Origin of the sequence: Variovorax paradoxus, from assembly GCF_022009635.1 — a bacterium.
Classification (GTDB): domain Bacteria; phylum Pseudomonadota; class Gammaproteobacteria; order Burkholderiales; family Burkholderiaceae_C; genus Variovorax.
Genome location: NZ_CP091716.1, coordinates 2375571 through 2400197 on the forward strand (window position 1 = coordinate 2375571; position 24627 = coordinate 2400197).

Below are 24627 nucleotides of genomic sequence, written 5' to 3' on the forward strand. Positions count from 1 at the left end.
GGCACGGCAAAATGCCTCGATGACCGACAAGAAAACGCTGCTGCTCGTGGATGGCTCGAGCTACCTCTACCGTGCCTTCCATGCCATGCCCGACCTGCGGGCCGTGCCCGGCGACCCGAAGAGCCCGGCCACCGGCGCCATCCGGGGAATGATCAACATGATGACCGCGCTGCGCCGCGAGGTGCGCGCCGATTACGCCGCCTGCATCTTCGACGCGCCCGGCAAGACTTTCCGCGACGACTGGTACCCCGAGTACAAGGCCAACCGCTCGCCGATGCCCGACGACCTGCGCAGCCAGATCGACCCCATCCATGAAGTGGTCAAGCTGCTCGGCTGGCCCGTGCTCAGCGTGCCCGACGTGGAGGCCGACGACGTGATCGGCACGCTCGCCAAGATCGCCGCGGCGCAGGGCGTCGAGGTGATCGTCTCCAGCGGCGACAAGGACCTGAGCCAGCTGGTCGACGAGCACATCACCATCATCGACACCATGAACGGCAAGAAACGCGACGTGGCCGGCGTGACGGCCGAGTTCGGCGTGCCGCCGCACCTGATGGTCGATTACCAGACGCTGGTGGGCGACTCCGTCGACAACGTGCCCGGCGTGCCCAAGGTTGGCCCCAAGACGGCCGCCAAGTGGCTGCTCGAATACGGCTCGCTCGATGCGCTGGTCGAACGCGCCGCCGAGGTGAAGGGCGCGGCCGGCGAGAACCTGCGCGGTGCGCTCGACAAGCTGCCGTTGAGCAAGCGCCTGGTGACGATCCGCACCGACTGCGAACTCGACGGCCACGTCACCGGCCTGCCGTCGCTCGAAGGCCTGCCCGTCGGCGCGCCGCGGACGGCCGAGCTCAAGCCCTTCTACGAGAAGTTCGGCTTCAAGAGCCTGGTGAAGACGCTCGAGGCGCAGGAAGTGCCGCCCGAGCTGATCGAGGAAAACATCAAGAAGAAGGCCGCCTCCAAAGCCGACAAGGACCAGGGTGGCCTGTTCGACGAGCCCGCCGACCTGTCGGCGCTGGAAGCCGCCGCCCCCGCGAGCAACCTCAAGTACGACACCGTCATGAGCTGGGAGCAGTTCGACACCTGGCTCGCCAGGCTCGAGGCCTCGGAGCTGGCCGCCATCGACACCGAGACCACCTCGCTCGACGAGATGGTCGCGCAGATCGTCGGCGTGAGCTTCAGCGTCACACCGGGCGAAGCCGCCTACATCCCGCTCGCGCACAACTACCCCGACGCGCCCGAGCAGCTGCCCATCGACGAAGTGCTCGCCAAACTCAAGCCATGGCTGGAGAACGGCGACAAGAAGAAGCTCGGCCAGCACATCAAGTACGACCGCCACGTGTTCGCCAACCACGGCATCGAAGTGCAGGGCTACGCGCACGACACCATGCTGCAGAGCTACGTGCTCGAAGTGCACAAGCCGCACGGCCTGTCGAGCCTGGCCGAGCGCCACCTGGGCCGCAGCGGCATCTCGTACGAAGACCTGTGCGGCAAGGGCGCGCACCAGATCCCGTTCAGCCAGGTCGACATCGCCAAGGCGGCCGAATACTCGTGCGAAGACAGCGACCAGACGCTCGACGTGCACAACACGCTCTGGCCCCAGCTGGAGCGCGACGAAAAGCTGCGCTTCATCTACCAGCTCGAAATGGATTCGAGCGAGGCGCTCTACCGCATCGAGCGCAACGGCGTGCTGATCGACGCGCCCACGCTGGCCTCGCAGAGCCACGAACTCGGCACGCGCATCATGGCGCTCGAGCAGGAGGCCTACGACATCGCCGGGCAGCCCTTCAACCTGGGTTCGCCCAAGCAGATCGGCGAGATCTTCTTCACCAAGCTGGGCCTGCCCGTGGTCAAGAAGACGCCCAGCGGCGCGCCCAGCACCGACGAGGAAGTGCTCGAGAAGCTCGCCGAGGACTACCCGCTGCCCGCCAAGATCCTCGAGCACCGCGGCCTGTCGAAGCTTAAGGGCACCTACACCGACAAGCTCGGCCAGCTCGCCAACCCGCGCACCGGCCGCGTGCACACGCACTATGCGCAGGCCGTGGCCGTCACGGGGCGCCTGAGCAGCAACGATCCCAACCTGCAGAACATCCCGATCCGCACACCCGAAGGCCGCCGCGTGCGCGAGGCCTTCGTGGCCCCGGCCGGCAGCGTGATCGCCAGCGCCGACTACTCGCAGATCGAGCTGCGCATCATGGCCCACATCAGCGGCGACGAGTCGCTGCTGCGCGCCTTCACCGACGGCATCGACGTGCACCGCGCCACCGCGGCCGAAGTGTTCGGCTCCACGCCCGACGAGGTTTCGAGCGAGCAGCGCCGCTACGCCAAGGTCATCAACTTCGGGCTGATCTACGGCATGAGCAGCTTCGGGCTGGCCAAGAACCTCGGCATCGAGACCAAGGCCGCGGCCTCGTACATCGAGCGCTACTTCGCGCGCTACCCGGGCGTGAAGGCCTACATGGACGAGACCAAGGCCCTCGCCAAGGAGCAGGGCTACGTGGAGACCGTGTTCGGCCGCCGCCTGTACCTGCCCGAGATCAACTCGCCCAACGGCCCGCGCCGCGGCGGCGCCGAGCGCGCGGCCATCAACGCGCCGATGCAGGGCACCGCCGCCGACCTCATCAAGCTCAGCATGGTGAAGGTACAGAACGTGCTTGACGAAGAAAAGCGCGGCACGAAGATGATCATGCAGGTGCACGACGAACTGGTGTTCGAAGTGCCCGAGGGCGAGGTCGAATGGGTGCGCACGGAAATCCCGCGCATCATGGCCGGCGTTGCCGCGCTGAAGGTGCCGCTGCTCGCCGAGATCGGCGTCGGTCCCAACTGGGACAAGGCCCACTGAAAAAACACTCACGAAAAAGACGAAAGAAAAACACCCTCCAATGAAATTCCCGCATCGCAAGTTCCTGCACACCGCCGTCTTTGCCGTCTGCGCCGCCACGCTCGGCACTGCCTTCGCCGCCCCCGATGCCCGCATCGCCGCGCTCGCCGCCAAGGAAAAGCCGGCGCTGCTCGAGACGCTGAAAGACCTGGTCTCCATCGAGTCGGGCAGCCGCGACCTCGACGGGCTCGAGAAAATCTCGAACCTCATCGCCGACAGGTTCAAGGCGCTGGGCGGCGAGGTCGAGCTGATCGACCCGAGCGCCGAGGCCTACCGCATGGAAGACACGCCCGAGAAGATGGGCCGCGTGGTGCGCGCCACCTTCAAGGGCACCGGCAAGAAGAAGATCCTGCTGATCGCGCACATGGACACGGTCTACACCATCGGCATGCTCAACAAGCAGCCGTTCCGCGTCGAAGGCGACAAGGCCTACGGCCTGGGCATCGCCGACGACAAGCAGGGCATTGCCGTCATCACGCACATCGTGTCGATGCTGCAGGCGATGAAGTTCAAGGAATACGGCACGCTCACCGTGCTGATCAACGGCGACGAGGAAATCAGCTCGCCCGGCGCGCGCGCGCTCATCACGCGCATGGGCGCGGAGCACGACGCCGTGATGTCCTTCGAGGGTGCCTACGTCAAGGAAGACAAGCTCTCGCTCGCCACGGCGGGCATTGCGTCGGTCACGCTGCATGTCGCGGGCAAGGCTTCGCATGCGGGCTCGGCGCCCGAGCTGGGCGTGAACGCGCTGTACGAGCTGTCGCACCAGATCCTGCAGATGCGCGACCTGTCCGATCCGGCCACGGGCCTGAAGATGAACTGGACCATCTCCAAGTCGGGCAGCAACCGCAACGTGATTCCGGCCAGCGCCACGGCCGGTGCCGACGTGCGCGTGCTCAAGGTCAGCGACTACGACCGCATCGAGCAGCAGGTGAACGAGCGCGTGAAGAAGCAGCTGATTCCCGAAGCCAAGGTCGATCTGAAGTTCGAGCGCCGCCGTCCGCCGCTGGAAGCCACCGACGCCTCGCGCGCGATGGCCCGCCATGCGCAGCAGATCTACAAGGACGAACTCGGCCTGCCGCTGGGCGCCGACGACAAGGCAGCCGGCGGCGGCACCGACGCGGCCTTCGCGGCGCTGAAGACCAAGGCGCCCGTCATCGAGCGTTTCGGCCTGCAGGGCTTCGGCGCGCACTCGGCAGACGCCGAATACGTGCTGGTCGATTCCATCGAACCGCGCCTTTATCTCGGCACCCGCATGGTGATGGACATCGCCCGCGGCAAGACGGCCAACGGCAACTGACGACCCAACCGCCGCCCGCGATGCGCCTGCGCCACATCGAGGTCTTCAACGCGATCATGCTCACCGGCAGCGTGAGCGCGGCGGCGCGGCTCATCAACATCACGCAGCCGGCGGTCAGCCGCACCTTGCAGCATGCGGAGCTGCAATTGGGCTTTCCGCTGTTCCAGCGCGCCAAGGGCCGGCTCACGCCGACCACCGAGGCGCTCACGCTGTACCCGCACATCGAGCGCCTGTTCGCGCAACTCGACGAGGTGCAGCGGCTGGCCGCCAACCTGCGCACCGCTGGCGATTCGGGCGAGCTGCGCATCCTGAGCGTGCTGGCACTGAGCTACGACATCCTGCCGCGCGCGCTCAAGGCCTTTCGCGAGAAGTACCCGGGCTACGCGATCACGGTGGAGTCGCTGCACTCGCCGCAGATCATGTCGGCGCTGCTGCTGCAGGAGGCCGACGTGGGCTTCGCGTTCAGCCCCGCGGTGCATCCCTCGCTCACGCAGGAGTCGCTGGCCGACAGCCGCATGGTGTGCGTCGCGCCCAAGGGCATGCTGCCGCGCGCGCTGGTGCGCAACGGCTCGGTGGCGCTGCATGACCTGGTCGACCGGCCGGTCATCGGCCTGGACAGCCGCGACCCCGTCGGCACCAGCCTGAGCCAGGCCTGCCGGCAGGCCGGCGTGGGCTTCCAGCAGGCGGTGGTGACGGTGCAGACCTACCACGCGGCGCTGGCCATGGCGCACCACGGCATCGGCGTGGCGCTGATCGACGGCTGCACCGCGCGCTCGGCCGACCGCGAGAAGGTCGACGTGCTCACGCTGGAGCCGCACATTCCGGTGCCGATCCGGGCGCTGCGCTTCGCGGGGCGGCCCGATTCGGTGGTCGTGCGCGGCATCACGCAGTGCATGCAGCAGGCGCTGCAGGACGCCATATAACGCATGGTCGACGCGCCGTTCATCGGCACCGTTCCGCGCGGCCCCATTCAGCCCGCCTACCTGGCGATCGTCGAAGAGGTGCGTGCCGTGCTGGGTCAGCGCCTGGGGCGGCGGCTCCACAGCCTTTATCTGTACGGCAGCGTGGCCACCAGCAAGGCTGTCTGGGGGCGGTCGGACCTCGACCTCACGCTGGTGCTCGCCAATGCACCGTCGCCGGAAGAAGCGCGCGAGATCGAAGCCACCCGCATCGGGCTGGAGCAGGCGCATCCCGGGATTCCGAAGATCGATTTCGATGTCGGCTGCCTGGCGGATGTTCTGGACCCGCTAAACCTTCACAGCTGGGGCTTCTGGCTGAAGCACAAGTGCCGATGCATCGGGGGCGAGGATCTGGCGTCGCGGTTTGCACCGTTCAGGCCTTCGCGGGCCATCGCGCTGGCCGTCAATGGCCACTTCGGTGAAGTGCTCGACGGCTATGCGAGCCGCATCGACGCGCAAGCCGATTCCGCCAATCTGCCGCGCCTCATGAAAGAGTCTGCCAGGAAGGCCATTCGCGCGACCAACGTCCTGCGGTCGAACGACGAAGCGGCCTGGCCAGAAACGCTGGAAGAGCATGCACAGGCATTCCGAAAGATCTGCCCGGAGCAGGCGGATGCGGTCGACTATTTCATGGCGCAGCAGCACGCGCCATCGGCGAGTGCAGCGGAGTTCTCCGGCAGGCTGCGCGCGTTTTCGATGTGGCTGCAGGCGCGCTGCAGCGAACTGCTCAAGACGGAAGCGCCCGCGCAATCCGCTGCGCCGAACCGAAGGCCAACGTGAACCCCAGCGCGCCGTGGCCCGTGTTGAACAGCATGTTGGGCGGCGCGCTCTCCAGCTGTCCGATGATCGGCAGCCCCTTCGGCGTGGCGGGCCGCATGCCCGTCCAAGGATGCAATTCCTCGAATCGGCTCGCATGCGGGAAGAGGGCACGCGTTGCGGCCTCGAGGGTCTCGATGCGTGCTGCCGGAATGCTCGCGTCGTGCCCGACCAGCTCCGCCATTCCGGCCACCCGCAGGCGCGAACCGATGCGCGCGAACACCACCTTGCGTGCGCTGTCCGTCACGTTCACGTGCGGCGCGGCGCCGGGCGCGGGGTCGACATCGACGGTGATGCTGTAGCCCTTGAGCGGATACACCGGCAGGTACGCGCCGAGTGCGCGGCCCAGCTTGTGCGAGGCCGTGCCCAGCGCCATCACGAAGGCCTCGGCCTCCACGTCGCCGCCGCTGGTGCGCACGGCGGCGATGCGTTTGTCGTCGCGGGCGAAGCCGTGCACGTCGGTGCCGAGCATGAAGCGCACGCCGCGTGCGCCGAGGGCGCGCATCAGCTCGGCGCACACCTTGAGGCAATCGGCGGCGCATTCGCTCGGCGTGTAGACCGCGCCCGCCATCTGCCCGCGATAGCCGGCCAGGGCGGGTTCGATGGCGATGCATTCGTCGGGCGTCACCAGTCGCTGTTCGCTGCCCATGGTGCGCTGCAGCTCCACTTGCGCGCGGGCACCTTCCAGCGATGCTGCGCTGGCATACAGCACCAGCTTGCCGGTGGCGGAGAAATCGCAGTCGGGCGAGATGTCTGCCTGCATCGACTCGAAGCCCGCGCGGCTTTCGGCCGCCAGCGCGAGCAGCCGCGCCGTGGTGTCGCGCGACGTCCGCGCGTTGCAGGCGGCCAGGAAGGCCATGCCCCAGCGCCACTGCAGCGGATCGAGCTGCGGCCGCAGCTTGAGCGGCGAAGTGGGCGAGAGCAGCAGCTTGGGCAGTTGCTTCCAGATCGACGGATCGGCCAGCGGCTGCACGTACGAATAGCTGAGTTGCGCGCCGTTGCCGCCGCTGGCACCGGCTCCTGGCGTCGCGCGGTCGATCACCGTGACCTGGTGGCCCTGGCGTTCGAGTTGCCAGGCGGTGGCCAGGCCCACGATGCCGGCGCCGAGCACACACACATGCATGGGGGCAACTTTCCGGGAGTGAAGACAAGGAAAAAAGAAGACGCGCAATGCGGACTTTAGAGGCACGCGTGCCGGCGACCCCATAAGATGGCACAGAATGCCACCTTATGGGTTATAGGATGATCATGTCATCTTATGGGTTAATCCCCGCCGCATCGTTCGAGTCAGGGGCTTTTCATTCCCTCAGTGCCCATCCGCATGGGTCTGAGCGCGCCTAGCTTCCCACGCCCAACTGTTCGCTCCCCGGAGCTTTCCGTTTTGCGCGCGGTGGAACAACGTCCGAAACTTTGACCATCCCCGACTCCTTCAGGTTTCGAACTGAAGGTGTCAAGTTCCTATCCGCGAGCTCGATCCGCGCGCTGCGAACACGCTCGATGCGTGCAGCCCTGGTCAATCCCTTCCGGCACTCGGCAGCTTCTTTCCGTTTTTTGGAAAATGCTTCAAAGAGGTCGCTGAAGTTTCGTTGAAAAGTCTGGTAGCAAATGTCGAACCGCTTAAGAATTCCGAAAATGGTGTCGCGCCGAAACGTCCAGACATCGATCGGGGAATTCAATAGTTGAGTGAATGCGGCTCTTGCTTCTTCGAGTTTTTTCTTAGGAAGATGCCTATGGTGCTTGTCTAGCCGAAAAGTGGGGTTGCAGTTGAATTTCGTGGGATCGAAAAACACAGCACTCTGACCTGCAATTTGTGCAGGCGGCACATTCAAGCGGTGTGAGACATCCATAAAATTTGACCAAGTTGGAGCTGATGAGGCTAATTGCCAATTTCGAAGACAGCATGGCTTGATGCCGGTCATTCTTGCGAAGCGGCTAATTTTCCCCGTGCCATGTATGTTTATCGCCTTGCTAAGGTGCGAAGAAAAATTCTCCCGACTCAAAATAATTTCGTTTTGGCTTTTAATCAATTCAAGTGCGCCACGGGCAAACCACATTCTTTCATCCAGCTGCTGCGAATCGCACAACAGTTCGCCTGCACGCGCGAGATCTGCACCGCAGTATTCGCAGAAGTCTAGAAACGGGAACTTTGGTAAATGCCTCTGGGTCTTGGTACATGTGGGGCAGGTCTTTTGAAGGCAGGTTTTATGTATGACACATACCGTTGTTGTAGAGGGAGCCCAATAGAGCGGGTCCCAAGCAGGGATGTTGGCGAGCCGCGCGTCCAAATAGCATCGCGGACACCAATGCCGAATCTTATGCAAAAAATGTTTGGCTTTCTTGTCGCAAAGATTAGATAAAAATAAAAAAGTCATCTCTGCAGGGTTTGAGATGTCTGATTCTTTTTTCAAAGCTTCCGATGCTCTTATTGCGGTATGTCCGAGGCTATTGATTAATTGAGATTCCGCGCTTCGAATCTTAGTGAGAGTTGCTTTCTCCTTGTCCCAGTTCTCTCCTGCAAGCGCGCCATACAGTCGATGGGGTGCGCAGCAGTGTTCGAATGCAAGCCGACACAATAAGCTCGTCAAGGACTCGATGCCAGCCTCATCGCTCCTCCTGGGTTCGTGGCCCGTGAACCGCCGCAGGGTTGAGTCCGTTGGATAAATCCTAGCGATGGTCATGGACCGACTGTCTCGCGACGCAGTGCAGCTTGAAATGGCTTGTTTACGACTGCGGGCGCAACCGATTTTTCTGCTTCAGTTCCACTGCTAAAAAATATCTTGCGTTTTTCCTTGAGGCTTTCATCCAGTTCTTTCATTACTCTCATGAACTGAATCGTATCATTCAGGATGCCCTCGAGTTGCGATGTGTGCAATCGCGCTCGAACCATGTCGTTCCAAGTCAAATAGTCCAAACCTCGATCAAGCGCGGTGATAAGCGCCCGGTCGAATTGCTCGTGGGAGAGACCCATGTAGCCGAGCGCGTCATTAAACAATTCAATCTTTTTTGCCTCGATAGAAAATTTAAGTTTGATCGGGAGCTTCTTCTCAATCGCCAGTAGCGATCGCATAAATTGATCTATCTCTTTTAAAGAGTAGGGGGCAAGCCAGATGGGATAGACCCGCTTGGAGATTTGACCACTTTGCTTGAAAATATCTGTAAGCAGAACCGTTCCGAAAAGTACAAAATGTGACGGGCTTGCATTGCTACGGCTTTTTAGAGAGTCGTAGCTTTGAAATATCCCAGAGTCCGATGTAGGGCGACGCAGGTGATCGGCCTCGTCCATAAGCACGCCAATCACTTTGGCACGAGCAAGACCCGCAAAGAATAGGTTTCGAAGTTGTGGAATATTGAGTTTCTGGGTGGCGAATGCCGGATGGCAATCGCCACTTCGAAATCTTTCAATTATTTTTTCGACATCGATCTTCGTGTTGATGCACGGTTCGTTCAATGCCGAGAGACCTGGGAGGTACAGGTCGTCTTTCCATTTGAAGACCCCGGCTTCAGGCGCGGCCAATTCCATGGCCAGCAATCGGGTGCGCTCTTCCTCTGGAATAGCCGCTGCGGCCTCGACGAATTCGTGGCAGATTTCATCCACAAGCGCAGTCTTCCCCGCAGACGTGGGTCCTATGACTGCAGTCATCGACTGCTGATCGCCATATTGGATTCGTTCCGCCACCTCGTCCATGGCGTTGTTGAAATTGAGGTGAAGGATCTTCTCCTTCCTGAACTTTTCGACAGCGGGATGGACTTCACGGCCGCGTACCGCGAGTCGTTGGAGGGGCGTTTGCTTGGTGCTGCTAGACGACATAGAACTCCTTGAAAAAGTCAGTGACTTCGCCGAGAGATGGGGAACGGCTCCAGCGGCGCCGCGGGCGCGGCGCTGGATGTGGCTGCGGCTGGTTCTGCATTGGAGGTGGAGTCGGCGGCGCGTGCGCCGGGGTCGGTGGGTTCGTCCGCGGGGTCTTCAGGCTCTTCGCCTTGCGCGTGCTGTTCGCGCTCTCTTTCCGCGTCGATGTAGCTTTGACCCAGTTCCTTCAGGAAGGCGTGCGTGTCGTCGCGCGAGGTGCTGGGGCGGCTCAGATAGATTTGTTCGCTCAAGTAGTACTTGCGATGAGCTTCTGGAGGCAGGCGGCGCAACTGGGAATCGATCAGGGCGCACCGTTCCCATTTACGGTTGATTCGTGCCGAGATGTAGGTCGGATCCTCCGGGTCGTAGAAAGGCACGTCCTCCATCTTTTTGTGGGTCCATGCAGCGATCTCCGATGCGTAATAGTTGTGCCCATTCAGTCGAATCCCGTCTCGTTGGCGCATCAGCCCGCCGTGCTTGTGAGCCCTCGCCAGGGTGTTCCGAATGAACACGTCATCAAAGGGCGTGGGCCTGCCCCAGGATGTTCCCTGCGTGATCGATGCGGAACAAAGAATCTTGTTCGGGGTGCTGCCCAGGACTCCATGGGGCATGTCCGGGTACAAACGGAACATGAGGTCTTCCGCTTTTTCTGCCAGTCCCGGGACAGTGAGATAGGCTAGGTCTCGCGGGTCATGAGTGCTTGAACTCATCCTGGGCTTTTTCAAGACCTCGTTGCTTCCCAGTAGCACGGTCGTCAGGTGATGATCGATCGTCAGATTCATACGCTCGACCGGATTGCCGTACCGCGGCTCTGAATTGGGACGCAGCGCATGCTCGCAGTGGTAGAGCGCGAGCATCTGCTGGATGAGCTTGGCTTGGAATTCCCGTCCGCCATCCGTGATGACCATCATCGGGAGTTTTCCGTGGCGTCGAACGATGTCGCGCAAGACCATCATCACCGATGCGTGCGAGGGTTCCAGCATCGAGGTCCACAGGCCGAGCACGAGACGGGTGAATGCATCAATGGCGATCGAGAACCAGGGCTTGCCGATCAGGTCGACGCCGTTGAGCCGTCGGCAGAACATGTCGCTTTGCCGATGATCGATATGCACGCGCGCGAACGGGCTATCTCCCTCGACCGGACCTTGGTTGACGTGGGCGCCACCGCTCATGCGCGGTGGCATCTGGACTTGCGCAGCGCGTTTGCCCTCGCGATCTTCCGTGACTTGGTGAATGTCCTGGCGCTTCCATTTTCGATAAAACTTGTCCTGTGATCGAGGTTCGATGTGTTCCTCTTCACACAATGCGATGTAGTACGCATAGCCGGCACTGACGTCTCGTGGCAAGGGAGCCTTGAGGAACTTGAAGGCCTTGGCCATCAGCTCCTGTTCTTTTGTTTCCGTGCGCGGTGTCCGGTTGCCCTTCAAATGGTCCTGCGTGATCAATCCGAGAAACCCATTTCCATAGCGTGCTTCGAACTCGCGGTACTTTGCCTTCCATCGCATGACTGTGCGCCACTTCGCGCCGAGGTCGGACGCGGAGCTTTCGCTGCTGCAGTTCTCCAGGGTTTTGAGCTTCTCGACCGCTTCGATGATTGATTCGGGCGACGCGCGCCTCAGAAGCTCGAAGCCTTCGCTTGTCGAAATCGGCACCGGCGCATTGACCAGAATTTCTTGCGCTTGAACAAGACGCCGGAACTCTTTGCAGCTCAGTTGGGCCAGTGGTGCATCCGGCGTCTGCAAAAAGACGAACGCTGCGGTGCGATTCAGCATGACAAACGCTTTGTGCCCCCAGGTCACGGTGCTGCCCGGCAGGATGGCGTCTGGATCGATGGTGAAACGCCGCGGATCGCGGCAGCGCTCAGCCGCCTTGTAGAAGGTGAAGGTCTGGCCGTCGGCATAGACCCACGCGCAGTCGATGTTTGCCAGTGGCTCGCTGAGGAGTTCCAAATGCCAGTAACGCCGGAAATGTCCCTCGTAGATCACGTCGGCGTCGCCAACCAATGAGATGGCTTCGCTCAGCAGCACGCGTTGCGCCGCTTGGAGCTTGGCGCTCAGCAAGCTCCTGCTTTCCAATGGAACGTCAGTGCTGCGAAGCATGCGGGGTCGCAGAAAGTCGATGTTCCGCGCGAGGGTGTGCGGTACGTCGCGGTCTGTGAGAAGGTAGTAGCCCAGCCCGAGCTTTGCGCATGCGTCGCGTGCAGGTGGTTGGTCCCATGAATCGGGTCCGGTCTGGACCCATCGGTACGGCTTGTCGACGCAGAGCTTCATGAGCTCCGAGGATGTTTTGAAGTCGACGCCTGCGGCGCCCGTTCCATCGAGTTTGAGGAAGTCGATCCATGTGCGGTCGCCCGCTCGTTTGCCGTTGGGCAACGTGTAGTTGAGCTTGACCTGCAAGCACTGGTCCCAGACCTCCAGGGTGTCAGCGTCGTATTCCCAGAGCAGCACGCACGCTCGCTCGCCGGTCATGCTTTCCCATTGAATGACTTTGCCGAGCTTCTCGCTTGGGAACCCACCGCAGTAGTTGCCCGAAGTGTTCTTGACGCGGCGACCGGGCTCGCTGTTTCTCAGACGGTCGACCAGGGCGGTTGTTCCAGGCGCTAGGCCCTTAGCGGCTGCCCAAGCGAGGAACTCGTCCGGGCTCAGCATGCCGCTTGAACCTGATGCGCCTTTGCCTCGCTCCTGCCTGAGCCGGGCAGCGCGCGGTACAGTTTCCGCCTTCCTGCGCTAAGGCCTCCCCAGGCGGCTCGGGCGCCCATCCGTAGCAGGCGAGGAAAAGAACGACGTCGCATGGCAGGACCCCCACGGTTCGAAGTAAGCCGGGCTGTGCTCGAAGCTTTTTCGAAGTGGCGCTGCCCAGAACGACGGGGCAGCACTTCCCCATTGCGGCCCGGCTTGACGCACGGGAACGCGGAGCAGATACTGAACTCCTACTAAGCGCAGGTATCCACTGACACGGCCCGGGGTGCCCGCCCCGGGCCGTTTTCTTTGGCGAAAAGGATCTGTTGATCGACGAAATGAACAGGGGCGCGCGTGCCTGCGTGAAGTTTGGCAATATCAACGTTCACAGAAGCGCAGCAACGGGTTAACCTCCTGCATCAAGGATTAGTTCGCGCCAGTACCCTGTTACGGAGTAAATCGATGGAAGTTTCGCGTTGGCGAAAATTGTTCTCCCCTGAGTACTGCGCAGCAGTGTAAACCTATGTCTCTTTCAGCGCCAGAAGAAAGTGCGGGCGTGGAAATGGCTCGCCGCGTGCGCATCTTGCTTGCCGAGATGGACATGAATCAGGGCGAGCTTGCGCGCCGGCTCGGACTCAGTCCTGGCTATGTCAGCGAGATCGCCCGAGGCGTCAAGCGACCTGGCGCAGACTTTTTCATGGGTGTGCACCGCGAACTCAACGTCTCGGTGGACTGGTTGATCAGCGGCATCGGCGCCATGTTCTTCGATGAAGGAAACCGAGCCGACCTGTTGCACGCCATTTGGGTGGTCGTCGCTACCGCCCGTTCAGCGATCATCGAGCGCGACACCCTGGCTGCTGAGATCCTGCAGGTCATGGGTGACGGTCGATTCGAGCAAGTGGCTCAAGAGCCAAGATTCGCCGCCTTTATCGAATCGTTGCAACTCGAACACCGCGATCTGGGGCTTACCGCCGCCCTCTACAACGGACATCTCACAGGGGCAGATACTCAGCGAAGACGGCGTCAACTCGTCTCTGCTGCGGCCACCCATTTCCGGATGCAGTCGTCCATTGGCCTGAGCGCCTTGACGACACCGCCGATGCCAACGACCGAAAGCGCTTCAGTGATGGAGAAAACAGTCAGCTGATACGAAAGATGCCTGTGTGAGGGCCGGCAGTCGGTGGGTGGCTCTGCCTGTGCCCTGTGCCTGTGGCTCGTAGCGTGGTCGGGGCGATATAGGACAAGGTTTGGCCCTTCGACGCGGAAACGCTGCACCGCTACGATCCATCGGATAGCAAGCCGTCGAACCAGCGCCGGCTGCGCGAGTTTGCCGAGCGTCTATCTGCACACCGAGGACGATGCCCGTCACGATGCCACGGCGGCTGGGTACCGGGTTTGCTAGCGCACGCCGTAAAGCTCCGGTCGCTTCGAACTCCGGTACGCAATCTCCAACATTCAAAATTCGTTGAAAGATTTCCATAATTCAACTATTATCGAATAATGGAAGAAAAAGCCGTCGTTCAAGCCTTGGCCGCGCTGGCGCAGCCCGTTCGCCTGCAAGTATTTCGAGCGCTTGTCGTCGCCGGTCCGACTGGGCGCACGCCAGGCGTGCTCGCCGAGCAGCTCGGTGTCCCGTCTACCAGCCTCTCGTTCCACCTCAAGGAGCTGACGCACGCCAACCTGGTCAGCCAAGAGCGTGACGGCCGAAATCTGATCTATCGCGCGGTGTTCGAGCAGATGAATGCATTGCTCGGCTATCTCACGGAGAACTGCTGTCAGGGCGAGGCGTGCCTCACCGACAGTTCCACTGCCTGCGAATGCTGAAGGAGTGACCCATGAAGCGTTTTCACGTCCACCTGCATGTCGATGACCTGACCAAGAGCATCGCTTTCTATTCCAACCTGTTCGCATCGCCGCCGGCGCGTGTCGAGGCCGACTATGCGAAATGGATGCTCGACGATCCGCGCATCAACTTCGCGATTTCGACGCTCGGGCAAGGCAAAGGCATCGACCACCTCGGCATCCAGGCCGAGGATGAAGCAGAACTGACCGAGCTGAAGGCTCGCGGCCAGGCAGCCGACCAGACCCTGCTCGACGAGGGCGAGACCGTGTGCTGTTACGCGCGCAGCGAGAAGCACTGGGTCACCGATCCGCAGGGGATCGCGTGGGAGCACTTCCAGACCTTGGACGGCGCCGTGCCGGTCTACGGTCAGCCCAAGTCCGTCGCCAAGACCGAGTCCGCCTGCTGCACGCCCGGTGCTGCCCGACGCATTCCGGTCAACGTGTCTGTCAAGAGCACGGGCGCCTGCTGCTGAGGGGCTGCACCATGCCCCAAGAACCCTCTGAATCGCTGGTCAGATCGCTGTTCGTTCGTGCAGAGGCCGCGTCTCTGTCGCCAGTGCGCTCCCTTCTCCGGGATGCCGGTCTTCCCGAATCGGATCTTCGGGAAGAGCACATGGAAGCCTTCTTCGTGAGCCGCGCGGGGGACGAAGGGATTCTTGCCTGCGTCGGTTTGGAGCGATTCGGCGACACCGCATTGCTCCGCTCCCTCGCTGTTCGTGCCGATGCGCGCGGCCATGGCGTGGGCGATCAGGCCTTGCAGACCATGGAGGCCTTCGCCGCATCGAAGGGTGTAAATCGCCTCTGCATCCTCACCACCACGGCAGAGCCATTCTTCGAGGGCCGAGGCTTCGAGCGCTGTGACCGCACGGCGCTGCCGGCATCCGTGCAGGCCAGCACCGAATTCAAGAGCCTGTGTCCGGCCTCGGCCGTTTGCATGTTCAAAGAGATCACTCCGACTTCCACCGAGAAACATCGTCATGGCTGAAAAAACCTACAACGTGCTGTTCATCTGCACGGGCAATTCCGCACGCTCCATCCTGGCCGAGGGCCTACTCAACGAGCTGGGCAAAGGGCGATTCAAAGCCTACTCCGCTGGCAGCCACCCCGCTGGCAAGGTCAACGCCTACGCATTGCTCACCCTGGACAAGATGCACCTTCCCACCACCGGCTATCGCAGCAAGAACTGGGACGAGTTCGCGAAGCCGGATGCGCCGGCGATGGACTTCGTTCTCACCGTCTGCGACAAGGCCGCGGGCGAGGTGTGCCCAGTGTGGCCTGGCCAGCCGATGACCGCGCACTGGGGCGTGGCAGACCCGGCAGCATTCGCGGGACCGGAAGAAGCTACCGAGCGCCAGTTCATGGACACGGCCCTCACGCTCAAGCGCCGGATCGAGCTGATGCTGGCGCTGCCTCTGGCCCGGCTCGATTCGATGGCCATTCAGCGCGAGATTCGCGACATCGGCAAGGTTCAGAAAGCTGCGCAATGACGCTCAACGTACTCATCCTCTGCACCCACAATTCGGCCCGCAGCGTGCTGGCCGAGGGCATGCTCAACCACTGGGCCCAGAAGCTCGGCAAGGACGTGAAGGCGTTCAGCGCCGGCAGCGCGCCCAGCGGAAGAATCAACCCGTTCGCCATCGAGGTGCTGCAGGTGGCCGGCGTGAACACCGAGGGCTTTCGCAGCAAGAGCTGGGATGAATTCACCACGCCGGTCATGCATGTGGTCATCACCGTCTGCGACAGCGCGGCACAGGAGGCCTGCCCCTACTGGCCAGGCACGCGCGTCAAGGTGCACTGGGGCTATCCGGACCCGTCGAATACCGAGGGCGGCGATGACGCCAAGCGCCAGGCCTTCGAGTTGACGCGCCAGGCAATCTCCTATCGCATGCTGCAACTGCTCGCGCTGGACAACCCGGAAGCCATGAGCGATGCCGAGCTGCAAGAGCGGCTGAAGCGCATTTCGGCGAACTGACACCATGAGCGCAGTCATCGAAAGCCCGCGCGCCAGCGCGGCGCCCATGAGCGTGTTCGAGCGCTATCTGACGGTGTGGGTGTTCCTCTGCATCGTCGTCGGCATCGCGTTGGGGCAATTGTTCCCGGCGGCATTCCAGGCGGTGGGCCGCCTCGAGGTCGCCAAGGTCAACATCCCCGTGGGCGTGTTGATCTGGGTGATGATCATCCCGATGCTGCTGCGGGTCGATTTCGCAGCCCTCGCGCAGATGAAGAACCATTGGCGCGGCATCGGCGTGACGCTGTTCATCAACTGGGCCGTGAAGCCGTTCTCCATGGCGTTCCTGGCGTGGCTCTTCGTGCGCCAGGTGTTCGCCGGTTCACTGCCGGCCGACCAGCTCGACAGCTACGTCGCCGGCTTGATCCTGCTCGCCGCCGCGCCCTGCACCGCGATGGTCTTTGTCTGGAGCCGATTGACCGGTGGCGATCCGGTCTTCACGCTGTCGCAGGTCGCATTGAACGACGCCATCATGGTGTTCGCCTTCGCGCCCATCGTCGGTCTGTTGCTGGGCCTCTCGGCCATCACTGTGCCGTGGGACACGCTGATCACCTCCGTGGCGCTCTACATCGTGCTGCCGGTGATCTTCGCGCAGCTGCTGCGCAAGCAGTTGCTGAAGGCCGGGCCGGCCGCTTTCGAACGCGCCATGCATCGCATCGGCCCGTGGTCGATCGCGGCGCTCCTGCTGACGCTCGTGCTCCTGTTCGCATTCCAGGGCGAAGCCATCATCAAGCAGCCGCTGGTGATCGCAATGCTTGCGGTGCCGATCCTGATCCAGGTGGTGCTGAATTCCGGTCTGGCTTACTGGCTCAACCGAAAGCTCGGCGAGAAGCACAACATCGCGTGCCCATCCGCGTTGATCGGTGCGTCCAACTTTTTCGAGCTGGCCGTGGCGGCAGCGATCAGTCTGTTCGGCTTCCACTCTGGCGCTGCGCTGGCCACCGTGGTCGGCGTGCTGATCGAGGTGCCGATCATGCTGGTGGTGGTGAAAGTCGTGAATTCGTCGCGAGGCTGGTATGAGTCGTGAGCTTCCGAACGTCGACCCCGCGCTCTTCGAGAAGGCCGACCTGAATCTGTTGCTGCCGGCGCAGCGCTCGACGCATGCGCCGCGCATCTTGCTGCTGTACGGCTCCGTTCGCGAGCGCTCCTACAGCCGATTGCTCACGGAAGAAGCGGCGCGACTGCTTCGGGCACTGGGTGCGGAGACGCGGATTTTCGACCCCCGTGGATTGCCACTCCCGGACTCCGAACCCGATGACCATCCCAAGGTGAAGGAACTGCGCGGCCTCGCCCAATGGGCCGAGGGCATGGTGTGGACATCGCCCGAGCGCCACGGCGCGATGACCGGCATCATGAAGGCGCAGATCGACTGGATTCCTCTGACGATGGGCTCGGTGCGTCCCACGCAGGGCAAGACGCTGGCCGTCATGGAAGTGTCGGGCGGCTCGCAGTCCTTCAACGCGGTGAACCAGCTGCGCGTGCTCGGCCGCTGGATGCGCATGATCACGATCCCCAACCAGTCGTCGGTCGCCAAGGCCTTCCTCGAGTTCGACGACGACGGCCGCATGAAGCCCTCGCCCTACTACGAGCGCGTGGTCGACGTCATGGAAGAGCTGGTGAAGTTCACGCTGCTCACGCGCGACTGCGCGGCGCATCTGGTGGACCGCTACAGCGAGCGGCGCGAAAGTGCCGAGGCGTTGTCGAAGCGGGTCAACCTGCGCAGCATCTGAGCGAGGCGAACCCAGGGTGCAGAGCAAGACCACGACGACGGTGATGCTGGGTTTGGCTCAGACCCTGGCATGGGCCTCGTCGTACTACCTCCCCGCGGTGCTGGCCGGTGCCATCGGCAAGGACATCGGCATTTCCATGTCCACGGTCTTCGGTGCTTTCTCGGTGGCACTGCTCGTCGCGGCCGGCATCGGCCCCTTCGCGGGCCGGCTCATCGACCGCTTGGGCGGGCGCCCGATTCTTATTGCCAGCAATCTGGTGTTTGCGGCAGGGCTGGCCGCACTGAGCCAGGCCAGCTCTACAGTCCACGTCTTCGCCGCCTGGGCTTTGATGGGCCTTGCCATGGGCAGCGGACTCTACGAGGCTGCGTTTGCCACCGTGGTACGCCTGCATGGCCAGGATGCGCGACGAGCCATCACCGGCATCACGCTGTTCGCAGGCTTCGCGAGCACCGTGGGGTGGCCGCTGTCCGCGTATCTGGAAAGCTCCGTGGGCTGGCGCGGGGCGTGCCTTGCGTGGGCAGCATTGCACCTGGTGATCGGTCTCCCACTCAATGTGCTGTTGCCACGGGCATCTCGTACCGATCAGGCGTCGAAGGATGCAACCGTCGTCGAGAAGGAGGTTGGCTCTGGACTTGCACCAGCGCAGCAGCGCCGCGCCGCCTTCCTGATGGCCTACGTCTTTGCCGTGACCTGGTTCATCAGCACGGCGATGGCCGCGCACCTGCCGGAACTGTTGCTCGCCAGTGGTGCCACGCTGGCTGCGGCAGTTGGCATCGCCGCCTTGGTCGGCCCAGCTCAGGTGGTGGGGCGGGTGATCGAGTTCACTTTTCTCAAGCGCGCGCATCCGCTGCTGTCGGCCCGGTTGGCCACGCTGGCCCACCCGCTGGGCGCTCTCTGCCTCGGCCTGCTCGGCACTTCGGCCGCCGCTGCTTTCGCGGTGTTGCACGGCTTGGGAAACGGCATCCTGACCATCGCCATCGGGACGCTTCCTTTGATGATCTTCGGTGCCAAGGGCTACGGGCAGCGCCAGGGATTTCTCGTGGTGCCGGCGCGTATCGTGCAAGCGGGCGCACCGTTCTTGTTCGGTATGGCCGTGGAACGGTGGGGAGATGGTGCATTGTGGTTCTCCGCCCTCCTGGGTTTGTCTGCCTGCTTCGCACTGGTGGTCATGACCATGGACATGAGAAAAGCACCGCGTGCTGTCGAGGCGCATTGAAGTTCGAGCTTGCCGCAGAGCGGTCGAATCGGGAGGGTATCGAGTGCCGAGCGAAGTTTTTCACCGAGCGCGCGGTTCTCGACGCGCTCGCGAAGGCCGCGATGCCGCACCGCCGGCAGCGGCGTCCGGCTTGCCGGGCTAGGCGGTGGGCCGCGGGCCGAACATGATGATCGCCATGCCGGCGAGACTCACAGCAACGCCTATCCAATCGGTCGTGGTCGGCCGGATGCCGTCCACCGACCAAAGCCACAGGATGGCCACGCCGATGTAGACGCCACCGTAGGCGGCATAGACACGGCCGGCCGCCGCAGGGTGTAACGAAAGCAGCCAGGCAAAGAGCGCCAACGCTATCCCGGCAGGCACCAGCAGCCAAGCCGAGCGATCTTGCTTCAGCCAGAGGTAGGGTAGATAGCAGCCGACAATTTCCGCCAGTGCCGTCACGACAAAAAGAGAGAGGGTCTTGAGCACTTCCATTTGACGATTGTCCTTGAGCGGCAGATCGGGCCGCGCGGCAAACCGTTCGTCGAAAAGGTCAAAGATTTCTCTTGCCCCTCAAGTTACTTGAGGTCCTATGGTGCGCATGTGGGCGACACGTCCCACATCACATCACAGACCTATGACGACGAAAAAATGGCAGGTTGTACTTGGATTGGGCGCTGCGTGCGCCGTTTGTTGCGCGGCGCCCATTGCGGCCGGCGTAGCGGCCCTCTTCGCTGGCGGCGCAGGTGCCTGGCTGGCCTACGCTGGTGGCGTTGTTCCGCTAGTGTTGGTCGCCGTTGGCGTTTTGACCGGGCTCGCGATCTGGCAATGGCGGCGGCGCGCGCGACGGGCGGCCAGCGCTTGCGGATGCGCACCGGCCCTGCCGTCCAGCCCATCGAAGGTCGACAGCAAGGAGACAAGGCATGCAAACCTCTGAAGCTTCGCCGATTGCCTGCGCTCTGGATTTTCAGGACATGGCCGCGAGGCTGGATCGGATACGTCGGTTGACACGGAACAGCCTGCTGGGGCACCGGTTTGAAGGCAACACGCTGTATCTGACCTATCGAGCTGATGCCAGCAACGAAGTCCGGTCAATCGTTGAGCTGGAACGGGTGTGCTGCGCGTTTCTAGAGTTTGGTGTTACTCAGAGCGACGGCGGGCTTACTCTGAGCATTCGAGCGCCAGAAGAGTCGGGCGAGGCCTCTCGGTTGCTTTTTGCGAACTTCATCCCGGAAGATTCAACCGCGCTGACCACACCCGCGCCACGTTGCTGCGGCTCGTGCGGCTGACTAGGATAGGGTCATGAATGCGGTGAATCACCTTTCCATCGGCACCGTCGCCAAACAGACGGGTTGCACAGTCCCGACCATCCGGTACTACGAGGAGATCGGACTTCTGCCACTTGCAGATCGAAGCGACAGTGGCCAGCGCCTATATGGCGGGGCTGCGGCACGGCGATTGACTTTCATTCGTCGATGCCGGGATTTTGGGTTCTCTATCGAACAGGTCCGTGAACTGGTCAGCTTGGTCGACGAGCCGGACCGGCCTTGCATAGAGGTGCGGGACATTGCCGCCATGCACCTCGGGGAAGTCCGAAAAAAGCTGAATGCGCTTCGTGAACTTGAAGCAAGCCTTGCTGGCTTCGTGACTAGCTGCAATGCTGCCTGCGCCGGTGGTGCGTCGGTCGACTGCACCATTCTTGAGGACCTCACCCTGCCAAAGCACAAGGCTGAGATCCCCCTGCGCAAGTGCTGTTCCGCCTGAGTTGAATCGAAACTAGAGTTAAACGCTGCGGAGCGCGTTCTAAGTTCATAGCGGTCGACGTCGACCACGGTCGTTGTTGACCGGACTTGCGATCAGGTCATCGGACTGCTTTAGTGCGGGAAGCACCCGGCGATCACACCTTGGCCTGCCGTTGATCAGTCAATCCATCGCTAGTGCATGGATGATCGGACAGGCCTTCTTCACGGTGCCCGTGTCGCACTCACGCAGCAGTGCGGTCAATGCCTTGTGCATCGCCTTCAGGTCCGCGAGCTTGCTCTCGATGACTTCAAGCTTGTGGGCGGCGAGTCCGCGGGTTTCGACACAGGCATGCGCCTCGTCGAGTTCCAGCAGGCTGCCGATCTCTTCCAGCGTGAACCCCAGCACCTGGGCCCGCTTGATGAACCGCACACGCTTGACCGCATCGACGGCGTAGCGCCGTTGCCCGTTCATCGGCCTGTCCGGCTCCGTCATCAGTCCCCGTCGCTGGTAGTAGCGGATAGTCTCGACGTTCACGCCGGCCTCGGTGGCCAGCCGCCCTATCGTCAGGTCAGTCATCACAGTTCCTCTTGACTCCGTACCATGGTACAGACTCTAGACTGTCTGCCATCGAACAAGTTCAACCACTTATGGCAACGTTCAACGTCAAGGGCTCTCTCTTCGCCGGTGTGTTGGCTGCAATCGGCGCTTCGGTGTGCTGCGTCGGCCCGCTCGTGCTGCTGATGCTCGGCGTCGGGGGGGCCTGGGTCGCCAACCTCACAGCGCTGGAGCCGCTGCGCCCCTGGCTCATCGGTGTGACCTTGCTGTTCCTCGGCCTGGCGTTCCGCCGCCTGTACTTGCAGCCGCAGGTCTGTGAGCCCGGCGCGGCGTGCGCCGAGCTGCTCAGGCGTCAGCGATGGATCTTCTGGATCGTGGTGCTCGCGCTTCTGGCCTTGTTGTCGGTGCCCTGGCTGGCGCCGTACTTTCTCTGAAGGAATCCCCATGCGCAACTCGTTTGCCACCCTGTTGGTCGCCTTGATGCCGTTCGCCGCGCTGGCGGCCACGCCGCAGACCACTGTGCTCGACGTGCAGAACATGACCTGCAGCCTGTGCCCCGTCACCGTCAAGAAGTCGCTGGAGCACGTGTCCGGTGTGAGCCAGGCGCGGATCGACTTCGAGAAGAAGACGGCCACGGTTACGTTCGACGCCGACAAGACCACCGCCGCGGTGCTGGTCAAGGCCACGACCGACGCGGGCTTCCCCTCGACGGTGCGCAAATGACGGACGCGATCGCTCCCGTGCTGGACTCCGTCCTGACGTGCCCCCAGTGCGGGCACGCCAAGCGTGAGCGCATGCCCACCGACGCGTGCCAGTTCTTCTACGAGTGCGAGCAGTGCGAGACGATGCTGCGCCCGAAGGCCGGGGACTGTTGCGTGTTCTGTTCGTATGGCTCGGTCAAGTGCCCGCCGGTGCAGATGCAGCGCGGCTGCTCAAGCTGCGGTGGCTGATGCCTGCCAGTGCTTAAGGCTTTAGCCGATGGCCCAGGCTGTGACGGACCCGTCGAGCACCTTCTGGCGCTGTGCCGTAAACACAGGTGCAAGGCATCAGCCACCTGCACGAGCGCGCCTGGCGGATGTCCCTGCGCTCGCCCGCCCCGGTGACGCCCAGCTACGTCACGTCATCCGAGGCTGCCGGGCCTTCATCGAGTTCAGGGCGAAGCCCGCCAGAGCGATGACCAGGACCACAGCTTGCGCGATGGTGGTCTCCGCAGACGGATACACCCCGAGTACCTCGATGCGTAGCCAATGAATCGGACTGGCGCTCAACCAACCTGCTTCCTGGAGACCCGCAACGCCCTTGCCGGCGAGTACGACAGCAAGCACCGCCACCAGGATCGAACTGAGGCTGAAGAATTTGCCGATGGGCATCCGAGCGCTGGTACGCAGCATCAGCCACGCAATGACGGCCAGGATCGCAATGCCGCCCACCAATCCACCCAGCAACGCACCGTTGTTGCCATCGCCAGCGAGGGCCGAATAGAACAAGACCGTCTCAAAGACCTCGCGATAGACCGCGATGAAAGACAGGGCGAACAAGGCCCATGCCGAGCGGCGCGTCATGGCAGCCGAGAGCTTCTCTTTCAGATAGGCTTGCCACTTTCCAGCAGTGCTTTTCTGGTGCATCCACAGGCCAACACTGAGCAACACGATGGCTGCGAACAGTGACGAAACCCCCTCGGTGACCTCTCGACTGGCGCCGCTGATGCTCACGAAATAGGTGGCCGCTGCCCAAGTCAGTCCACCACAAACGAGCGCGACGATCCAACCGCCGTGCACATAGGGCAGGACATCGCGGCGTTCCGCTTTCTTCAAAAAGGCCACCATGCCGACGACGATCAGCAGCGCTTCAACGCCTTCGCGAAGCAGGATCGTGAGCGACGCGATGAACGTGGTGAGCGGGTCGGCCTTGTCTGCCCCCAATTCACCATCGACCTGCGCAAACAGGTAGTCGAGCTTCTGTGCAGTGGCGTCGGCTTGTTCCAATTTCCCGCTCGCGAGCGCGCCACGATATGCCAGCATGGCGTTTTCCACTTCCGTGAGAAGCGCCTGGTTGCGAGCGCGTAGCGCGGGCTCGAGCGGCTCAAAACCATCCAGGTAGGCTGATAGGCCCAGCCGTGTTGCATTGGCTTGATCCCCCGCGCGCGCGGCAGCGAGGCTTTCCTGAAGGCGCGTGCGAGCCAAGCTCAGCCCACCAGTCCCACTTGAGGCAACAGTCGCCTCCGGATGGCTTCGAACATAGGCGGTGAGGTCGCGTGCCGCGTCTGGAGACATCTGCTCGGACAACGCGGCCTCGGTCAATGTGGCTGCGGCCGCAAGGTCGGGAAAGACGGCCTTGGCGGAGACGTCTTTGCCCCAGGACTGCTCGCCGCGCGTGCGCATTGCATCGTCGTGCGACAAGGTGCCGGCGAAAAATGCCAGTGCCCACCTGTCCTCGTCGGAGAGCGTCGCGAAACTGGGCATTGACGTGCCCGAAACGCCTTGAGAAACGACCTGATAGAGCGCAAGCACACTGCGCGAACGGGCCCGGTCACGGTCTGTGAACGCAATCGGTGGCGGCTCCAGCTTTGCTCCAAGCGGGCCATCGCCGCGGCCGGTTGCTCCGTGGCACGCGGCGCAGTTGGCTTCAAACAGCACCTTGGCACGCGCTAGATCTGGTGGTTTCGATGGCGAGAGCGGAAACGGATATGCCTTGACCAGAGCGGCAGCCAACGAATGGGCACTGTCTGCCACAGACTTTGCATCCGCCTTCGCCGCGATGAGTTCATTCAGCGCCTTCGCCCGTTGTTGCAGGTCGGGCAGTGCCGGCGTGCTCGGCAGTGCTCCGAGTTGCTGCGCGGCGGTCGCGGCGAACTCTTTCATCTCTTCGTATTCGCTGGCACTCTGGACCTTGCCGTCGTGCACGGCGCCGCCGTAATCGACTGCGAGGTAGTCCAGCAACTGCCAAGTCTGCTTGGCCTGGTCGCTCGCAGCGGAGTCCGCCGCCCAGGCAAGAGAGGAAGACCACAGCGCGAGCAGCGCCGCCATTGCCAGGAAGTACCTGGCACAGAGTGAGAGCATTTTCATGTTGTAGTGGTGCT

General features: G+C 62.5%; 25 protein-coding genes. 18 read left to right on the forward strand and 7 right to left on the reverse strand.

Annotated elements, in window-relative coordinates:
* Positions 1–19 precede the first annotated feature (19 nt).
* The 4 genes from polA to L3V85_RS11120 are packed head-to-tail and all read left to right on the forward strand — an operon-like array spanning position 20 to position 5914.
* Positions 20–2836 carry a DNA polymerase I gene (polA, locus tag L3V85_RS11105; RefSeq protein WP_237679345.1) on the forward strand — a complete coding sequence of 939 codons (2817 nt, stop codon included), beginning with the start codon at positions 20–22 and terminating at the stop codon, positions 2834–2836.
* A 40-nt stretch (positions 2837–2876) separates the two neighbouring features.
* Positions 2877–4175, forward strand: coding sequence for a M20/M25/M40 family metallo-hydrolase (locus L3V85_RS11110; RefSeq protein WP_237679346.1), 1299 nt, complete (start codon positions 2877–2879; stop codon positions 4173–4175).
* Between the two features lie 20 nt (positions 4176–4195).
* Positions 4196–5098, forward strand: a complete 903-nt coding sequence (locus L3V85_RS11115; RefSeq protein ID WP_237679347.1) for a LysR family transcriptional regulator — start codon at positions 4196–4198, stop codon at positions 5096–5098.
* Positions 5099–5101: 3 nt separating this feature from the next.
* Positions 5102–5914, forward strand: coding sequence for a nucleotidyltransferase domain-containing protein (locus L3V85_RS11120; RefSeq protein ID WP_237679348.1), 813 nt, complete (start codon positions 5102–5104; stop codon positions 5912–5914).
* Here the strand turns inward: L3V85_RS11120 and L3V85_RS11125 are convergent.
* The 4 genes from L3V85_RS11125 to L3V85_RS11140 all read right to left on the reverse strand — a co-directional run bounded on the left by L3V85_RS11125 (position 5862) and on the right by L3V85_RS11140 (position 12445).
* Entirely contained in the window at positions 5862–7073 is a 1212-nt protein-coding gene (locus tag L3V85_RS11125; RefSeq protein WP_237679349.1) for a D-amino acid dehydrogenase, read from the reverse strand. The genes L3V85_RS11120 and L3V85_RS11125 overlap by 53 nt on opposite strands.
* A gap of 214 nt (positions 7074–7287) precedes the next feature.
* Entirely contained in the window at positions 7288–8535 is a 1248-nt protein-coding gene (locus tag L3V85_RS11130) for a TniQ family protein (protein ID WP_171022444.1), read from the reverse strand.
* An 89-nt stretch (positions 8536–8624) separates the two neighbouring features.
* A complete protein-coding gene (locus tag L3V85_RS11135) occupies positions 8625–9758 on the reverse strand; it encodes an AAA family ATPase (protein WP_137860460.1) in 1134 nt (377 codons plus the stop codon).
* Between the two features lie 17 nt (positions 9759–9775).
* Entirely contained in the window at positions 9776–12445 is a 2670-nt protein-coding gene (locus L3V85_RS11140; RefSeq protein ID WP_137860461.1) for a DDE-type integrase/transposase/recombinase, read from the reverse strand.
* Positions 12446–12998: 553 nt separating this feature from the next.
* On the opposite strand from L3V85_RS11140, the gene L3V85_RS11145 reads away from it, so the two are divergent.
* The 9 genes from L3V85_RS11145 to L3V85_RS11185 all read left to right on the forward strand — a co-directional run bounded on the left by L3V85_RS11145 (position 12999) and on the right by L3V85_RS11185 (position 19271).
* Positions 12999–13622: a helix-turn-helix domain-containing protein gene (locus tag L3V85_RS11145; protein ID WP_137860462.1), complete on the forward strand. Its 624-nt coding sequence runs from the start codon at positions 12999–13001 to the stop codon at positions 13620–13622.
* 353 nt (positions 13623–13975) lie between these two features.
* Entirely contained in the window at positions 13976–14299 is a 324-nt protein-coding gene (locus tag L3V85_RS11150; protein ID WP_137860464.1) for an ArsR/SmtB family transcription factor, read from the forward strand.
* 11 nt (positions 14300–14310) lie between these two features.
* Positions 14311–14790: an ArsI/CadI family heavy metal resistance metalloenzyme gene (locus tag L3V85_RS11155; protein ID WP_137860465.1), complete on the forward strand. Its 480-nt coding sequence runs from the start codon at positions 14311–14313 to the stop codon at positions 14788–14790.
* Positions 14791–14801: 11 nt separating this feature from the next.
* On the forward strand, positions 14802–15302 hold the full coding sequence (gene arsN2 / locus L3V85_RS11160) for an arsenic resistance N-acetyltransferase ArsN2 (protein ID WP_137860466.1): 501 nt from the start codon (positions 14802–14804) through the stop codon (positions 15300–15302).
* Positions 15295–15804 (forward strand): arsenate reductase ArsC, encoded by a 510-nt coding sequence (locus tag L3V85_RS11165; RefSeq protein WP_137860467.1) that lies wholly within the window; start codon positions 15295–15297, stop codon positions 15802–15804. Before arsN2 ends, L3V85_RS11165 begins: the two co-directional genes overlap by 8 nt.
* A complete protein-coding gene (locus L3V85_RS11170; RefSeq protein WP_137860468.1) occupies positions 15801–16289 on the forward strand; it encodes an arsenate reductase ArsC in 489 nt (162 codons plus the stop codon). Before L3V85_RS11165 ends, L3V85_RS11170 begins: the two co-directional genes overlap by 4 nt.
* A gap of 4 nt (positions 16290–16293) precedes the next feature.
* Positions 16294–17352, forward strand: a complete 1059-nt coding sequence (gene arsB, locus L3V85_RS11175; RefSeq protein WP_137860469.1) for an ACR3 family arsenite efflux transporter — start codon at positions 16294–16296, stop codon at positions 17350–17352.
* Entirely contained in the window at positions 17342–18055 is a 714-nt protein-coding gene (arsH, locus tag L3V85_RS11180; RefSeq protein WP_137860470.1) for an arsenical resistance protein ArsH, read from the forward strand. Before arsB ends, arsH begins: the two co-directional genes overlap by 11 nt.
* 43 nt (positions 18056–18098) lie before the next feature.
* Positions 18099–19271 (forward strand): MFS transporter, encoded by a 1173-nt coding sequence (locus L3V85_RS11185; protein WP_137860537.1) that lies wholly within the window; start codon positions 18099–18101, stop codon positions 19269–19271.
* Between the two features lie 138 nt (positions 19272–19409).
* On the opposite strand, the gene L3V85_RS11190 is transcribed toward L3V85_RS11185, so the two are convergent.
* Positions 19410–19745, reverse strand: a complete 336-nt coding sequence (locus L3V85_RS11190) for a YnfA family protein (protein ID WP_137860471.1) — start codon at positions 19743–19745, stop codon at positions 19410–19412.
* Between the two features lie 428 nt (positions 19746–20173).
* Between L3V85_RS11190 and L3V85_RS11195 the strand changes: the two genes are divergently transcribed.
* Positions 20174–20539, forward strand: a complete 366-nt coding sequence (locus L3V85_RS11195; RefSeq protein ID WP_137860472.1) for a hypothetical protein — start codon at positions 20174–20176, stop codon at positions 20537–20539.
* A 13-nt stretch (positions 20540–20552) separates the two neighbouring features.
* The gene (locus L3V85_RS11200) at positions 20553–21014 is read left to right on the forward strand and encodes a MerR family transcriptional regulator (protein WP_212744018.1); all 462 of its coding nucleotides are present in this window, start codon (positions 20553–20555) and stop codon (positions 21012–21014) included.
* Positions 21015–21173: 159 nt separating this feature from the next.
* Here the strand turns inward: L3V85_RS11200 and merR are convergent, their stop codons facing one another.
* Positions 21174–21572 (reverse strand): Hg(II)-responsive transcriptional regulator, encoded by a 399-nt coding sequence (gene merR, locus L3V85_RS11205; RefSeq protein ID WP_137860473.1) that lies wholly within the window; start codon positions 21570–21572, stop codon positions 21174–21176.
* Between the two features lie 68 nt (positions 21573–21640).
* On the opposite strand from merR, the gene L3V85_RS11210 reads away from it, so the two are divergent.
* Genes L3V85_RS11210 through L3V85_RS11220 form a run of 3 tightly spaced genes read left to right on the forward strand, consistent with a single transcriptional unit; the run spans position 21641 to position 22498 of the window.
* Positions 21641–21982 (forward strand): mercuric transporter MerT family protein, encoded by a 342-nt coding sequence (locus L3V85_RS11210; protein WP_137860474.1) that lies wholly within the window; start codon positions 21641–21643, stop codon positions 21980–21982.
* A 10-nt stretch (positions 21983–21992) separates the two neighbouring features.
* Positions 21993–22271, forward strand: a complete 279-nt coding sequence (gene merP, locus L3V85_RS11215) for a mercury resistance system periplasmic binding protein MerP (protein WP_137860475.1) — start codon at positions 21993–21995, stop codon at positions 22269–22271.
* Positions 22268–22498, forward strand: coding sequence for a GDCCVxC domain-containing (seleno)protein (locus tag L3V85_RS11220; RefSeq protein WP_137860476.1), 231 nt, complete (start codon positions 22268–22270; stop codon positions 22496–22498). Before merP ends, L3V85_RS11220 begins: the two co-directional genes overlap by 4 nt.
* A gap of 165 nt (positions 22499–22663) precedes the next feature.
* On the opposite strand, the gene L3V85_RS11225 is transcribed toward L3V85_RS11220, so the two are convergent.
* Complete coding sequence (locus tag L3V85_RS11225) at positions 22664–24613, reverse strand: cytochrome c/FTR1 family iron permease (protein ID WP_137860477.1); 1950 nt, start codon at positions 24611–24613, stop codon at positions 22664–22666.
* Positions 24614–24627 lie beyond the last annotated feature (14 nt).

Excerpts from the sequence above, each read along its gene's own strand:
- L3V85_RS11135 (WP_137860460.1), bottom strand. The coding sequence starts at position 9,758 with ATGTCGTCTAGCAGCACCAAGCAAACGCCCCTCCAACGACTCGCGGTA.
- polA (WP_237679345.1), top strand. The coding sequence starts at position 20 with ATGACCGACAAGAAAACGCTGCTGCTCGTGGATGGCTCGAGCTACCTC.
- arsB (WP_137860469.1), top strand. The coding sequence starts at position 16,294 with ATGAGCGCAGTCATCGAAAGCCCGCGCGCCAGCGCGGCGCCCATGAGC.
- L3V85_RS11155 (WP_137860465.1), top strand. The coding sequence starts at position 14,311 with ATGAAGCGTTTTCACGTCCACCTGCATGTCGATGACCTGACCAAGAGC.
- merP (WP_137860475.1), top strand. The coding sequence starts at position 21,993 with ATGCGCAACTCGTTTGCCACCCTGTTGGTCGCCTTGATGCCGTTCGCC.
- L3V85_RS11185 (WP_137860537.1), top strand. The coding sequence starts at position 18,099 with ATGCTGGGTTTGGCTCAGACCCTGGCATGGGCCTCGTCGTACTACCTC.
- L3V85_RS11145 (WP_137860462.1), top strand. The coding sequence starts at position 12,999 with ATGTCTCTTTCAGCGCCAGAAGAAAGTGCGGGCGTGGAAATGGCTCGC.
- arsN2 (WP_137860466.1), top strand. The coding sequence starts at position 14,802 with ATGCCCCAAGAACCCTCTGAATCGCTGGTCAGATCGCTGTTCGTTCGT.
- L3V85_RS11125 (WP_237679349.1), bottom strand. The coding sequence starts at position 7,073 with ATGCATGTGTGTGTGCTCGGCGCCGGCATCGTGGGCCTGGCCACCGCC.
- L3V85_RS11110 (WP_237679346.1), top strand. The coding sequence starts at position 2,877 with ATGAAATTCCCGCATCGCAAGTTCCTGCACACCGCCGTCTTTGCCGTC.
- L3V85_RS11170 (WP_137860468.1), top strand. The coding sequence starts at position 15,801 with ATGACGCTCAACGTACTCATCCTCTGCACCCACAATTCGGCCCGCAGC.
- L3V85_RS11220 (WP_137860476.1), top strand. The coding sequence starts at position 22,268 with ATGACGGACGCGATCGCTCCCGTGCTGGACTCCGTCCTGACGTGCCCC.
- L3V85_RS11210 (WP_137860474.1), top strand. The coding sequence starts at position 21,641 with ATGGCAACGTTCAACGTCAAGGGCTCTCTCTTCGCCGGTGTGTTGGCT.
- L3V85_RS11195 (WP_137860472.1), top strand. The coding sequence starts at position 20,174 with ATGCAAACCTCTGAAGCTTCGCCGATTGCCTGCGCTCTGGATTTTCAG.
- arsH (WP_137860470.1), top strand. The coding sequence starts at position 17,342 with ATGAGTCGTGAGCTTCCGAACGTCGACCCCGCGCTCTTCGAGAAGGCC.
- L3V85_RS11150 (WP_137860464.1), top strand. The coding sequence starts at position 13,976 with ATGGAAGAAAAAGCCGTCGTTCAAGCCTTGGCCGCGCTGGCGCAGCCC.
- L3V85_RS11140 (WP_137860461.1), bottom strand. The coding sequence starts at position 12,445 with ATGCTGAGCCCGGACGAGTTCCTCGCTTGGGCAGCCGCTAAGGGCCTA.
- L3V85_RS11165 (WP_137860467.1), top strand. The coding sequence starts at position 15,295 with ATGGCTGAAAAAACCTACAACGTGCTGTTCATCTGCACGGGCAATTCC.
- L3V85_RS11115 (WP_237679347.1), top strand. The coding sequence starts at position 4,196 with ATGCGCCTGCGCCACATCGAGGTCTTCAACGCGATCATGCTCACCGGC.
- L3V85_RS11225 (WP_137860477.1), bottom strand. The coding sequence starts at position 24,613 with ATGAAAATGCTCTCACTCTGTGCCAGGTACTTCCTGGCAATGGCGGCG.
- L3V85_RS11190 (WP_137860471.1), bottom strand. The coding sequence starts at position 19,745 with ATGGAAGTGCTCAAGACCCTCTCTCTTTTTGTCGTGACGGCACTGGCG.
- L3V85_RS11200 (WP_212744018.1), top strand. The coding sequence starts at position 20,553 with ATGAATGCGGTGAATCACCTTTCCATCGGCACCGTCGCCAAACAGACG.
- L3V85_RS11120 (WP_237679348.1), top strand. The coding sequence starts at position 5,102 with ATGGTCGACGCGCCGTTCATCGGCACCGTTCCGCGCGGCCCCATTCAG.